This is a genomic window from Providencia sp. 21OH12SH02B-Prov (assembly GCF_027362595.1).
Lineage (GTDB): Bacteria > Pseudomonadota > Gammaproteobacteria > Enterobacterales > Enterobacteriaceae > Providencia > Providencia zhejiangensis.
In genome coordinates, this window is sequence record NZ_CP114796.1 from 228,171 (window position 1) to 241,829 (window position 13,659).

Below are 13,659 nucleotides of genomic sequence, written 5' to 3' on the forward strand. Positions count from 1 at the left end.
CAAAAAAACTAACGGCGAGTCAGCAAAACACCACTTTCCATATGATGGGTGTAAGGAAACTGATCAAACAGCGCGAGTTTTTTCACTTCATGAGTTTCATTTAAAACCGCTAAATTGTCACACAAGGTTTCTGGGTTGCAAGAAATATAGAGGATATGGTCATACTCTTGCACTAATTGAACGGTTTTATCATCTAGGCCACTGCGTGGAGGGTCAACGAAAATAGTATTACATTGGTAATCACGTAAATTAATACCTTCAAGGCGTTTAAACTCACGTATGCCACGCATAGCCTGTGTAAAGTCTTCTGCTGACATACGGATAATCTGCACATTATTGATGTTGTTTGCAGCGATATTATATTGTGCAGCAGATACCGACGGTTTAGCAATTTCAGTTGCTAAGACGCGCTCAAAGTTTTGTGCTAATGCCAATGAAAAATTGCCATTTCCACAATACAGTTCAAGTAGGTCGCCTGTAGCCCCTTTAGTTGCAGCGATTGCCCACTCCAACATATTAATATTCACGTGAGCATTAGGCTGGGTAAAGCTATTTTCAACTTGCCGATAAATCATATTCCGACCATTAACGGGTAGCACTTCATCAACATAATCATTATCGAGCATGATTTTAGTTTTTGATGCACGACCGATGAGTTGAAGATCAAAACCTTTACTCACTAATTTTGCTTTTAATTGTTTAGCTTCTTCGGTCCACTCGTCATTCAGTTTTTTATGATAGAGCAAAGAGATAATTAACTTATTACTCAGCGTTGAAAGATAGTCGATTTGAAATAATTTATGACGCAGAAGCGTACTTTCTTTTATTAAAGGCAAAAGTGCTTGCATTGCCTGGTTAATTAGCTCACTTGCAACGGGGAATTGATCAACCCGAATACGTTCTTTGGTTTCTTTATCAAACATGATATGAAATAAATCATCACCGTCGTGCCACACTCTAAATTCTGCACGCATCCGATAATGGGATTCTGGTGACGCAAATACTTCAGGCTCAATTGTCGTATAAGGGGCCATCATCATTTTTAGTCGTTCTACTTTTTCTGCAAGTTGCAATGCATAGTGCTCGGTGTTCATTAATATGGCCCCATTCATAGAAAACAGTAAAAATTGCATCAGGGACGAAATTGTAGGGCAAGTCGTGCAGATGTCCAGTTTTGATTCTATTTATAAAGTCTCTGGGCTGAATAAGATGCCAATCGTGAGTGTCATATGAGGGATCATGAAAATAGATCCATAGACACCTATACTCGTTCCCTTTAGGATAATACGGCTATGGCCTCAATGCATGAAGAGGGAACTCGGTGTGATTCCGAGACTGACGCGCAGCGGTAATGAAGTATAAGAGGAGATACAACACTGTTTTAAATTGATGGGAAGTTGCCTCCATAATTATCGTACCCTTAATGGGTATCACTTCTAAGTCCGAAGACCTGCCATAGCTCTATCGCTTTGTTGATTATTAGCGCGGATCTGATATTCAACCTCGCGGAATTTTAATTTTATTGATATTCCGAGTTTATCAAAATGAATAAGAATAAGTTGTTGCCGTTATCGGCTGCTGCTATGGCAGTGTTGTGTGGTATTTCTTCTTTGGCAAATGCAAATAATCAATCAGATGAAATGGTGGTATCAGCGAACCGCTTTGAACAGCCTATCTCATCGATATTAGCGCCAGTAACCGTTGTCACGCGTGAAGATATTGATCATTGGCAGTCGAATACTGTGATTGATGTATTACGGCGGCTACCGGGTGTGGATATTGCCCAATATGGTGGTATAGGACAGCAGAGCTCCCTCTTTATTAGAGGTTCAGAGTCTCGCCATGTATTGGTATTAGTTGATGGTGTTCGTTTAAACCAAGCGGGTATTTCTGGCTCATCAGATATGAGCCAAATTCCTATCTCTTTAGTTCAGCGAATCGAATATATTCGTGGGGCAAGATCGGCTGTTTATGGCTCGGATGCAATTGGTGGTGTTGTTAATATTATTACTCGCCGAGATAATGTAGGAACCACATTAAATGCGGGTATTGGTTCTTATGGTTATCAGAATTATAACGGCTCAACTCAACAGAAAATCGGTGAAAATACAACAGTAACCGCTGCCGCAGCTTATACCTATACAAAAGGATTTGATCTAGCACCTAAGGACGTTAGTCCACGTGACTACGATAAAGATGGTTTTCTTAATAAATCACTATGGCTAGGTGTGGAGCACCAGTTATCATCTGAAATATCAGCTTATGCGAGAGCATATGGATATGATAATAGAACTCGTTATGATGCCTCTGAATACTCAGGTGTGCGGGTAGATACCCGTAAACTTTATAGCCGTACATATGAAACTGGCGTTAAATATCATCAAAACCAATACTCAACCTCACTATCCGGAAGCTATAGTTACGTTAAAGATTACAATTTTGATCCAAGGCAAGGGCAGTATGCTAGCTCTTCTAATCTAGATGAATCAAAGCAGTATAATATTCAGTGGGGCAACAATTATCGTTTAGATAAAGGTAATATTAGTGCGGGTATAGATTATCAGCGTCAAAGCATAGAACCTAATGGCTATGCTTTAATAACTAAAAAAGAAACCATGAATAACACGGGGCTCTATTTGACGGGGCAATACTCGTTTGTTGATTCTGTTATAGCTGAAGCCGCCGTTCGCACGGATCATCATTCAGAATTTAATTGGCATACATCATGGCAATCAGGGCTGAGCTGGGAATTTTATGATGGGTATAAACTGGTTGGATCATACGCAACAGCATATAAAGCACCTAATCTAAGTCAACTGTACGCATATTCTTCATCAAGTTGGGGAACAACAAAAGGTAATCCGAACTTAAAACCAGAAGAAAGTAAGCAGTGGGAAATTGGTGTTGAAGGAACAACGGGACCGCTATTCTGGCAAATTAATGCTTATCATAATGATATTGATAACCTGATTGAATATAAATATGGCAATTTTATCAATACATATGAAAATATTGGAAAAGCAGAAATTAAAGGTATCGAGTGGGTTGGTGAATTTAGCACTGGCTTTTTACATCATCAATTAACATACCAATATGTCGATCCCAGAAATAAAAAAACGAACAAAGTATTGGAGCGCCGAGCTAAGCAACAAGTGAAATACCAATTAGATTGGAATATTGCTGAGGTAGATATGGGGCTAACTTATCACTATATAGGTTCGCGTTATGATAATGACTTTTCCCAATCACCATCAAAACGTCTAAAACAAGGGGGAGTTAGCCTTTGGGATCTCACAGCGGCATATCCAATCACTTCACAGCTCACAATTCGTGGTAAAATAGCTAATATGTTCGATAAAGACTATGAGACCGCGTATGGTTATCGCACCGCTGGAAGAGAATATTTCCTTACAGGAAGCTACAACTTCTAATCACAACCTATCTATTCGCCCGACCATCCTTGTGTTTGATTCAGGGGTGGGCGGGTTATCTGTTTATCGTGAAGTCAAAAAATTACTGCCTAACGCACATTATATATATGCATTCGATAATGAAGCTTTTCCTTATGGCGAAAAGAGCGAAGAGTTTATTGTCGATAGGGTTTATCAAATCGTGAATGCAATTGCCAAAAAGCATCCTTTGACTATTACTATCATCGCATGTAACACCGCAAGTACGATTAGCTTGCCTAATCTTAGAGCGCATTTTAATTTTCCTGTGGTTGGTGTCGTACCCGCGATTAAACCCGCCACTAAATTAACCCGAAATGGCATAGTTGGGTTGTTAGCGACGAAGGGCACCGTCAATCGCGAGTATACGAAAGAGTTGATTGCGCGATTTGCGACAGACTGTAGAGTCATTTCACTTGGTTCAGCGGACCTTGTGCAATTGGCAGAAAGAAAGCTACATGGAGAACAGATACCTTTAACAGAAGTCGCCAATGCGGTGAAACCATGGTTAAGAATGCCAGAAGCGCCAGATACCGTTGTTCTAGGCTGTACTCATTTCCCTCTATTAATAGAAGAACTTGAGCAAGTGCTTCCAAATGGAACTCGATTCATTGATTCAGGCGCTGCAATTGCTAGGCGTACGGTATGGCTGATTAACAATCAAGCAGAAGATATCATTGCGAGTCATGATGCAGATTTTGCGTATTGTCTATTAATGAATCATAGCGCGATAGAATTGCAATCAGTGTTGGCCACTGAAGGGTTTAATTCGTTGGAAAAACTGGCTATCTAAGTTAAATTTGATGGCAATCTGAGCAAACGAAAAAAAAATTGAAAAAAGGGGTTGCCAGAATTTTCTGACTCCCTATAATGCGCCTCCACTGACCGACGATGAGCCAACACAGAATGTGATGGCAAGCCCAAAAGGCTAACGACGGCAGACGAGAGAATCTGAAAAGATAAGCGAAAAAAAAGCTTGACTCTCGGTGAGGAAAGCGTAATATACGCCACCTCGCGACAACAACCTAAACGGTTAATATCGAAAGATAAAGTCGCAACGCTCTTTAACAATTTATCAGACAATCTGTGTGGGCACTCACAGGACACTATCAAAAAAATATTTGATTTTAAGTCTTGAAGAGTGACTAACACGTTAATTCATATATGAACTAACAATGTGCAATTCGATTGTGGAAGGATAACGCGAAGGCGAGTGAGTATTTCCGAGACAGTACTGAGGTACGGCGAGGAAAGCGGAGCGAAGCCGACAATGTTAGCCGAACAGAAGCGAATTGATAAACAGTTTAATTCTTTGAGCATCAGACTACTTTTAATTGAAGAGTTTGATCATGGCTCAGATTGAACGCTGGCGGCAGGCCTAACACATGCAAGTCGAGCGGTAACAGGGGAAGCTTGCTTCCCGCTGACGAGCGGCGGACGGGTGAGTAATGTATGGGGATCTGCCCGATAGAGGGGGATAACTACTGGAAACGGTGGCTAATACCGCATAATCTCTAAGGAGCAAAGCAGGGGACCTTCGGGCCTTGCGCTATCGGATGAACCCATATGGGATTAGCTAGTAGGTGGGGTAATGGCTCACCTAGGCGACGATCCCTAGCTGGTCTGAGAGGATGATCAGCCACACTGGGACTGAGACACGGCCCAGACTCCTACGGGAGGCAGCAGTGGGGAATATTGCACAATGGGCGCAAGCCTGATGCAGCCATGCCGCGTGTATGAAGAAGGCCCTAGGGTTGTAAAGTACTTTCAGTCGGGAGGAAGGCGTTGATGCTAATATCATCAACGATTGACGTTACCGACAGAAGAAGCACCGGCTAACTCCGTGCCAGCAGCCGCGGTAATACGGAGGGTGCAAGCGTTAATCGGAATTACTGGGCGTAAAGCGCACGCAGGCGGTTGATTAAGTTAGATGTGAAATCCCCGGGCTTAACCTGGGAATGGCATCTAAGACTGGTCAGCTAGAGTCTTGTAGAGGGGGGTAGAATTCCATGTGTAGCGGTGAAATGCGTAGAGATGTGGAGGAATACCGGTGGCGAAGGCGGCCCCCTGGACAAAGACTGACGCTCAGGTGCGAAAGCGTGGGGAGCAAACAGGATTAGATACCCTGGTAGTCCACGCTGTAAACGATGTCGATTTGGAGGTTGTGCCCTTGAGGCGTGGCTTCCGGAGCTAACGCGTTAAATCGACCGCCTGGGGAGTACGGCCGCAAGGTTAAAACTCAAATGAATTGACGGGGGCCCGCACAAGCGGTGGAGCATGTGGTTTAATTCGATGCAACGCGAAGAACCTTACCTACTCTTGACATCCAGAGAACTTAGCAGAGATGCTTTGGTGCCTTCGGGAACTCTGAGACAGGTGCTGCATGGCTGTCGTCAGCTCGTGTTGTGAAATGTTGGGTTAAGTCCCGCAACGAGCGCAACCCTTATCCTTTGTTGCCAGCGATTCGGTCGGGAACTCAAAGGAGACTGCCGGTGATAAACCGGAGGAAGGTGGGGATGACGTCAAGTCATCATGGCCCTTACGAGTAGGGCTACACACGTGCTACAATGGCGTATACAAAGAGAAGCGACCTCGCGAGAGCAAGCGGAACTCATAAAGTACGTCGTAGTCCGGATTGGAGTCTGCAACTCGACTCCATGAAGTCGGAATCGCTAGTAATCGTAGATCAGAATGCTACGGTGAATACGTTCCCGGGCCTTGTACACACCGCCCGTCACACCATGGGAGTGGGTTGCAAAAGAAGTAGGTAGCTTAACCTTCGGGAGGGCGCTTACCACTTTGTGATCCATGACTGGGGTGAAGTCGTAACAAGGTAACCGTAGGGGAACCTGCGGTTGGATCACCTCCTTACCATTGAAGTGTTTTGTGAAGTGTTCACACAGATTGTCTGATGAAAAGTAGAGCAAAGCCAATCTAAGATTGACTGAAGACCTTGTTGTCCCCTTCGTCTAGAGGCCTAGGACACCGCCCTTTCACGGCGGTAACAGGGGTTCGAATCCCCTAGGGGACGCCATTCAGTGTGGGTCAATCGAAAGGCTGCGCGTCGACCTTTCAGCGTTGTGCGGTGCTCGCGATGCTCATGTACTGAATGTACATTCCGCTCGCTGTGCGCCTACGCCTTGAAATGTCTTAGCTCGCACTTTCTCGAAAGTGCTGGCCATAAATAATGATTAAACTAATTCACTGAGTTAGTTTAACAATTATGCTCTTTAACAATCTGGAACAAGCTGAAAATTGAAACAACGCACATTGTTTATCGCTTAAACAATGTGAGAGTCTCTCAAAATTTCAAACCTGAAGTTTTCGGTCATTCAAACGAGTGGCATGAGCGAGCAGTGTGAAATTCGCGGCGTAGGAGCGCAGTCAGCGCAGCGTACATCGGTACGTGAGCATGACGAGCACCGCGCAACAAAGAATTTCACCACGCACAGCCATGACAGTTAGGTGATCGTTGAAACAATTTCGGGTTGTGAGGTTAAGCGACTAAGCGTACACGGTGGATGCCTAGGCAATCAGAGGCGATGAAGGACGTGCTAATCTGCGAAAAGCGTCGGTAAGGTGATATGAACCGCTATAACCGACGATGTCCGAATGGGGAAACCCAGTGCAATTCGTTGCACTATCGTTTGATGAATCCATAGTCAAACGAGGCGAACCGAGGGAACTGAAACATCTCAGTACCTCGAGGAAAAGAAATCAACCGAGATTCCCCTAGTAGCGGCGAGCGAACGGGGAGCAGCCCAGAGTCTTAATCAGCATCAGCATCAGGAGAACGGTCTGGAAAGTCCGGCAGTAAAGGGTGATAGCCCCGTATCCGAAGGTGTTGGTGTTGTGAACTCGACGAGTAGGGCGGGACACGTGTTATCCTGTCTGAATATGGGGGGACCATCCTCCAAGGCTAAATACTCCTGATTGACCGATAGTGAACCAGTACCGTGAGGGAAAGGCGAAAAGAACCCCGGCGAGGGGAGTGAAATAGAACCTGAAACCGTGTACGTACAAGCAGTGGGAGCACCTTTTAGGTGTGACTGCGTACCTTTTGTATAATGGGTCAGCGACTTATATTCTGTAGCAAGGTTAACCGTATAGGGGAGCCGTAGGGAAACCGAGTCTTAACTGGGCGATTAAGTTGCAGGGTATAGACCCGAAACCCGGTGATCTAGCCATGGGCAGGTTGAAGGTTGGGTAACACTAACTGGAGGACCGAACCGACTAATGTTGAAAAATTAGCGGATGACTTGTGGCTGGGGGTGAAAGGCCAATCAAACCGGGAGATAGCTGGTTCTCCCCGAAAGCTATTTAGGTAGCGCCTCGTGAACTCATCTTCGGGGGTAGAGCACTGTTTCGGCTAGGGGGTCATCCCGACTTACCAACCCGATGCAAACTACGAATACCGAAGAATGTTATCACGGGAGACACACGGCGGGTGCTAACGTTCGTCGTGAAGAGGGAAACAACCCAGACCGCCAGCTAAGGTCCCAAAGTCATGGTTAAGTGGGAAACGAAGTGGGAAGGCTCAGACAGCCAGGATGTTGGCTTAGAAGCAGCCATCATTTAAAGAAAGCGTAATAGCTCACTGGTCGAGTCGGCCTGCGCGGAAGATGTAACGGGGCTAAACCATGCACCGAAGCTGCGGCAGCGACATTTAGATGTTGTTGGGTAGGGGAGCGTTCTGTAAGCCTGTGAAGGTGTGCTGTGAGGCATGCTGGAGGTATCAGAAGTGCGAATGCTGACATAAGTAACGATAATGCGGGTGAAAAACCCGCACGCCGGAAGACCAAGGGTTCCTGTCCAACGTTAATCGGGGCAGGGTGAGTCGACCCCTAAGGCGAGGCAGAAATGCGTAGTCGATGGGAAACAGGTTAATATTCCTGTACTGGTGATAATTGCGATGGGGGGACGGAGAAGGCTAGGCTGGCCGGGCGACGGTTGTCCCGGTTTAAGGATGTAGGCAGGTGAATTAGGCAAATCCGGTTCACTATATGCTGAGGTCTGATGACGAGTCACTACGGTGGCGAAGTAGCTCATGCCCCGCTTCCAGGAAAAGCCTCTAAGCTCTAGATTATCATTAATCGTACCCCAAACCGACACAGGTGGTCAGGTAGAGAATACTCAGGCGCTTGAGAGAACTCGGGTGAAGGAACTAGGCAAAATGGTGCCGTAACTTCGGGAGAAGGCACGCTGGCGCTAGGTGAAGTCCCTCGCGGATGGAGCCGAAGCCAGTCGCAGATACCAGCTGGCTGCAACTGTTTATTAAAAACACAGCACTGTGCAAACACGAAAGTGGACGTATACGGTGTGACGCCTGCCCGGTGCTGGAAGGTTAATTGATGGGGTTATCCGTAAGGAGAAGCTCTTGATCGAAGCCCCAGTAAACGGCGGCCGTAACTATAACGGTCCTAAGGTAGCGAAATTCCTTGTCGGGTAAGTTCCGACCTGCACGAATGGCGTAATGATGGCCAGGCTGTCTCCACCCGAGACTCAGTGAAATTGAACTCGCTGTGAAGATGCAGTGTACCCGCGGCAAGACGGAAAGACCCCGTGAACCTTTACTATAGCTTGACACTGAACATTGAGCCTTGATGTGTAGGATAGGTGGGAGGCTTTGAAGTGTGGACGCCAGTCTGCATGGAGCCAACCTTGAAATACCACCCTTTAATGTTTGATGTTCTAACGTGGCCCCATCATCTGGGGTGCGGACAGTGTCTGGTGGGTAGTTTGACTGGGGCGGTCTCCTCCCAAAGAGTAACGGAGGAGCACGAAGGTTGGCTAAGCATGGTCGGACATCATGCGGTTAGTGCAAAGGCATAAGCCAGCTTGACTGCGAGAGTGACGGCTCGAGCAGGTACGAAAGTAGGTCTTAGTGATCCGGTGGTTCTGAATGGAAGGGCCATCGCTCAACGGATAAAAGGTACTCCGGGGATAACAGGCTGATACCGCCCAAGAGTTCATATCGACGGCGGTGTTTGGCACCTCGATGTCGGCTCATCACATCCTGGGGCTGAAGTAGGTCCCAAGGGTATGGCTGTTCGCCATTTAAAGTGGTACGCGAGCTGGGTTTAGAACGTCGTGAGACAGTTCGGTCCCTATCTGCCGTGGGCGTTGGAAGATTGAAAGGGGCTGCTCCTAGTACGAGAGGACCGGAGTGGACGCACCACTGGTGTTCGGGTTGTCATGCCAATGGCACTGCCCGGTAGCTAAGTGCGGAAGAGATAACCGCTGAAAGCATCTAAGCGGGAAACTTGCCTTGAGATGAGTCTTCCCTGACTCTTTAAGGGGCCTAAAGGAACGTTTAAGACTAAGACGTTGATAGGCTGGGTGTGTAAGCGTAGCGATACGTTGAGCTAACCAGTACTAATGAACCGTGAGGCTTAACCTGACAACACCGAAGGTGTTTTAGAGAGAACGTTGTGAAGCGCACGCAGAGTGCGAGAAATTAGCTTGTTCAAGATTGCTGTTCTGGTTGGTGGAAGCCAACGGGAACGAAAACCGAATTTGTCTGGCGGCAATAGCGCGGTGGTCCCACCTGACCCCATGCCGAACTCAGCAGTGAAACGCCGTAGCGCCGATGGTAGTGTGGGGTCTCCCCATGTGAGAGTAGGGAACTGCCAGACATCAATTTTAAAGGTTGTGTCAGTACTGACTGACCGCACCATATTGCTGATATGGCTCAGTTGGTAGAGCACACCCTTGGTAAGGGTGAGGTCCCCAGTTCGAATCTGGGTATCAGCACCATGAATTATCGGCATTTAAAAAGAATTTACCTAGCGGCAATAGCGCGGTGGTCCCACCTGACCCCATGCCGAACTCAGTAGTGAAACGCCGTAGCGCCGATGGTAGTGTGGGGTCTCCCCATGTGAGAGTAGGGAACTGCTAGGTTTTAAACATAAAAAAGCCACCTTAATCGGTGGCTTTTTGCTATTTAGCGTTTGCAAAAGCTCCCACAGCCTTTGATATATTGTTTCGATTTTTACTGTTTTAAAGTAATACTCTTAATATCATCAATGTCGCTTCATTATTTAATGATTCTCGTTGGTCGGCCTGATAGACTTGTCTTATCTTTATTTATTGTTTATCGAAGGCTGCAATGAACCCATCCCTTGAATTAAAACCATTTAATAGTTTTGGTATTGATGCAACAGCAAAGTCCATTTGTATTGCTGAATCAGCGGAAGCTATTTATCAGCAATGGCTTGAAGCAAAAAAACAGCAGTTACCTGTTTTGATTCTTGGTGGCGGTAGTAATGTTTTATTTATCGATAATTTTGATGGCGTAGTTATTTTAAATCGCATTAAAGGGATCAATGTAACTGAAACAGCTGATGATTGGCAGGTATATTCAGCAGCAGGTGAAAACTGGCATCAATTTATTGAATATTTAATGAATAACGGTATTAATGGAGCTGAAAACTTAGCATTAATACCTGGCTGTGTAGGATCTGCGCCAATACAAAATATAGGCGCTTATGGCGTTGAGCTAAAAGATATATGTGAGTATGTGGATATGTTGCATCTGATAACAGGTGAAACGGTGAGGATCCAAGCTGAAGAATGTCGTTTTGGTTATCGTGATAGTATCTTTAAGCATGAATATCAGGATGATTACATTATTATTGGTGTTGGGTTTAAACTTTCTAAACAATGGACTCCAAAACTCACTTATGGCGATTTGGCGCTGTTAGATCCTGAAACAGTCACACCACAGCAAGTTTTTGACTCTGTATGTAATACACGAAAAATGAAATTACCCGACCCTGCTATTACAGGAAATGCGGGTAGCTTTTTTAAAAACCCAATTATCTCGGCAGATAAAGCACAGCAAATAAAGCAGCTTTACCCCACATGTCCACAATATCTTCAGGAAGATGGTTCAGTCAAAGTTGCCGCAGGATGGCTGATAGATCAGTGTGGTCTGAAAGGTTATGAATTGGGCGGAGCGGCAGTTCATACACGGCAAGCTTTAGTGATAATTAATAAAAATCAAGCGACAGGGAATGATGTCGTTAATCTCGCTAGACATATTAGCCAAACGGTACATTCACATTTTGGTATTATGCTTGAGCCTGAAGTGAGATTTATTGGCAAAAATGGTGAAATTAACCCAATGGATTGTATTTTATGAAAGAAACTAGCATACCATTACAATTGATTGAGCTTTTATCGGATGCCCAAATTCACTCTGGACAACAACTGGGTGATAAAATTGGTATGACAAGAGCGGGTATCAATAAGCACATTAAAACGCTACGTTCATGGGGTATTCAGGTACAAACAATTACCGGAAAAGGCTATAAATTACCTTATTCAGTTAATTTGTTGAATGGTGAAGTAATTAGAAAGCAGGTTCAGGGGAGTCATGTGATCGTCGAACCTGTCATTGATTCAACAAATCAGTATATGCTGGATAGAATTCCTAGCTTACAGTCTGGTGATACATGTCTAGCGGAATATCAAAGTGCTGGAAGAGGCCGTAGAGGGCGACAGTGGGTTTCTCCATTTGGCTGTAATCTATATTTATCCATGTATTGGAAACTTGACCAAGGGCCGGCGGCGGCGGTAGGTCTTAGTTTAGTTGTGGGTATCGTCATTGCGAAAACGTTAAACAAAATTAGCAAAGGCAAAGTTAAGGTTAAATGGCCTAATGACCTTTACCTTAATGATAAAAAATTAGCAGGAATACTTGTTGAATTAACAGGTAAAACAGGTGATGCGGCACATATTATTATTGGTATTGGCATTAATATTGGTATGGAGAAAAAAAATATTGATAAAGAAAAATCCATCAACCAAGAATGGGCATCATTGGTAGACGAAGTTGAAAATATTGAAAGAAACGAATTATCAGCAAGTATTATTAATGCATTAAAAGAAGCATTAATCTTATTTGAAAAAGAAGGTTTAGCCCCATTTTTAGAGAGCTGGTTTGAGCTTGATAATTTCTTAGGAAGAAAGGTTAAGTTATTGATTGGAGATAAAATCATCACTGGGATTGAAAAGGGGATTGATCAGCAAGGTGCTCTTTTATTGCAACATGATAATGGTGATATTATTCCATATATTGGCGGTGAAATTTCATTAAGAGCGAATGAAATATAACGAAGTGTTTAATATATATCGACTGATTTTAGGTATATTTTTTGGTAGTGCAATAAAGGTATTTAAATCAGTTGATATCGAGTAAAACAGGAAAAATATTATTAAGGGCGACAATATTTTATTGTTAGAAATAAATAATTAATAATCTACACTTATTATTAATTATTTAAATCATACAGTTAATGCGAACATGATGAGAAGAATACAACAAACAGCTTTATTTTTAGTGCTAGTACATAATGCAAATTTAACTTATGCTGATGACTTAACTTCCGGATACTCTAAACTTTTAACCTTATCATCAAGCAATGATATCAGCGCATCTACGCTGCATTCTGAAGGGGTTGATTACAACAAATATATTTTGCCATATGTATTTGAAAATTTGTATCAGCATGAAGATTATGCATTCTCTCTCGGACTAAAAGGAAGTTATCTTAAAGTTCGCTTAGACCCGATTAGTATCAATGACGATAACGATATTTATTATGGGCGCTGGGATATATTCAATGTAATGGTTACCCCAAAAGTGGATTACAAATTAAATCAATATGTAACCCTAGAAGGGGCGGTTGATTTAGGTTATTCAAAAATGGTGAATAATTCTAAGGTTCGAGGAAGTCAAGAAGTAAAAGAGGGCCTCACCGATAATGGGCTACTTGATTGGGATGTTAATACCTTACATTTTGCGCCTGAAATCGGTGCGAAATTTAAAAAAGCCTTTGATAATAATGATGAGCTCACATTCCATAGTCGCATTTCATATATGGTGTTAACCGGTATTGATAATAATAAAAGCGGCGTTAAAGTTGATGATAATGCAGGAACATGGTCAACCGGAGCAAGTTATTTAGTTTCGGATGCCTTGAATATTATGGAAAAGGATTTTGACCTATTGCTGTCCAATCGAATTGGCGGTTTTTATGGTAAAGGTTATCGTGACTTATCTTTTGGATTTATTAACAGTACTGAAGTTGCAGTTGAAACACCGCTGAAAATTTATGGTTATGATATGAAAATGAAAATCGGTGTAGGCTATCTGTCGAGCGATAACGCCCACGGTACTACATTGGTATTTGGCCTCCAGTAATGA

At 44.0% G+C, this 13,659-nt stretch carries 6 protein-coding genes, 2 tRNA genes, 4 rRNA genes and 1 riboswitch; of the genes, 11 read left to right on the forward strand and 1 reads right to left on the reverse strand.

The window, feature by feature from the left end:
• Window positions 1-8: 8 nt before the first annotated feature.
• Window positions 9-1,094, reverse strand: a complete 1,086-nt coding sequence (gene trmA / locus O7C57_RS00985) for a tRNA (uridine(54)-C5)-methyltransferase TrmA (protein WP_230085892.1) — start codon at window positions 1,092-1,094, stop codon at window positions 9-11.
• 182 nt (window positions 1,095-1,276) lie between these two features.
• Window positions 1,277-1,472: riboswitch (cobalamin riboswitch) on the forward strand.
• A gap of 72 nt (window positions 1,473-1,544) precedes the next feature.
• Between trmA and btuB the strand changes: the two genes are divergently transcribed.
• The 11 genes from btuB to O7C57_RS01040 all read left to right on the forward strand — a co-directional run bounded on the left by btuB (window position 1,545) and on the right by O7C57_RS01040 (window position 13,656).
• Entirely contained in the window at window positions 1,545-3,431 is a 1,887-nt protein-coding gene (btuB, locus tag O7C57_RS00990) for a TonB-dependent vitamin B12 receptor BtuB (protein ID WP_163863323.1), read from the forward strand.
• Window positions 3,376-4,242 carry a glutamate racemase gene (gene murI, locus O7C57_RS00995; protein WP_163863321.1) on the forward strand — a complete coding sequence of 289 codons (867 nt, stop codon included), beginning with the start codon at window positions 3,376-3,378 and terminating at the stop codon, window positions 4,240-4,242. Before btuB ends, murI begins: the two co-directional genes overlap by 56 nt.
• Window positions 4,243-4,780: 538 nt before the next feature.
• Window positions 4,781-6,320 (forward strand): 16S ribosomal RNA (locus O7C57_RS01000).
• Between the two features lie 87 nt (window positions 6,321-6,407).
• Window positions 6,408-6,483: transfer RNA gene (locus O7C57_RS01005), tRNA-Glu, on the forward strand.
• A gap of 460 nt (window positions 6,484-6,943) precedes the next feature.
• A 23S ribosomal RNA gene (locus O7C57_RS01010) occupies window positions 6,944-9,849 on the forward strand.
• 119 nt (window positions 9,850-9,968) lie between these two features.
• Window positions 9,969-10,084, forward strand: a 5S ribosomal RNA gene (gene rrf, locus O7C57_RS01015).
• 45 nt (window positions 10,085-10,129) lie between these two features.
• A tRNA-Thr gene (locus O7C57_RS01020) sits at window positions 10,130-10,205 on the forward strand.
• Between the two features lie 28 nt (window positions 10,206-10,233).
• Window positions 10,234-10,349: ribosomal RNA gene (gene rrf / locus O7C57_RS01025) — 5S ribosomal RNA — on the forward strand.
• The 16S, 23S and 5S rRNA genes sit together here with 2 tRNA genes alongside, the layout of an rRNA operon.
• Before the next feature lie 208 nt (window positions 10,350-10,557).
• A complete protein-coding gene (gene murB, locus O7C57_RS01030; RefSeq protein WP_154624963.1) occupies window positions 10,558-11,592 on the forward strand; it encodes a UDP-N-acetylmuramate dehydrogenase in 1,035 nt (344 codons plus the stop codon).
• Window positions 11,589-12,566, forward strand: a complete 978-nt coding sequence (gene birA, locus O7C57_RS01035) for a bifunctional biotin--[acetyl-CoA-carboxylase] ligase/biotin operon repressor BirA (protein ID WP_163863319.1) — start codon at window positions 11,589-11,591, stop codon at window positions 12,564-12,566. The genes murB and birA overlap by 4 nt, the downstream gene beginning before the upstream one ends.
• Window positions 12,567-12,756: 190 nt before the next feature.
• Window positions 12,757-13,656 (forward strand): hypothetical protein, encoded by a 900-nt coding sequence (locus tag O7C57_RS01040; RefSeq protein ID WP_195848195.1) that lies wholly within the window; start codon window positions 12,757-12,759, stop codon window positions 13,654-13,656.
• The last annotated feature ends 3 nt before the right edge of the window (window positions 13,657-13,659 follow it).

Excerpts from the sequence above, each read along its gene's own strand:
- O7C57_RS01040 (WP_195848195.1), top strand. The coding sequence starts at position 12,757 with ATGATGAGAAGAATACAACAAACAGCTTTATTTTTAGTGCTAGTACAT.
- trmA (WP_230085892.1), bottom strand. The coding sequence starts at position 1,094 with ATGAACACCGAGCACTATGCATTGCAACTTGCAGAAAAAGTAGAACGA.
- btuB (WP_163863323.1), top strand. The coding sequence starts at position 1,545 with ATGAATAAGAATAAGTTGTTGCCGTTATCGGCTGCTGCTATGGCAGTG.
- murB (WP_154624963.1), top strand. The coding sequence starts at position 10,558 with ATGAACCCATCCCTTGAATTAAAACCATTTAATAGTTTTGGTATTGAT.
- murI (WP_163863321.1), top strand. The coding sequence starts at position 3,376 with ATGGTTATCGCACCGCTGGAAGAGAATATTTCCTTACAGGAAGCTACA.
- birA (WP_163863319.1), top strand. The coding sequence starts at position 11,589 with ATGAAAGAAACTAGCATACCATTACAATTGATTGAGCTTTTATCGGAT.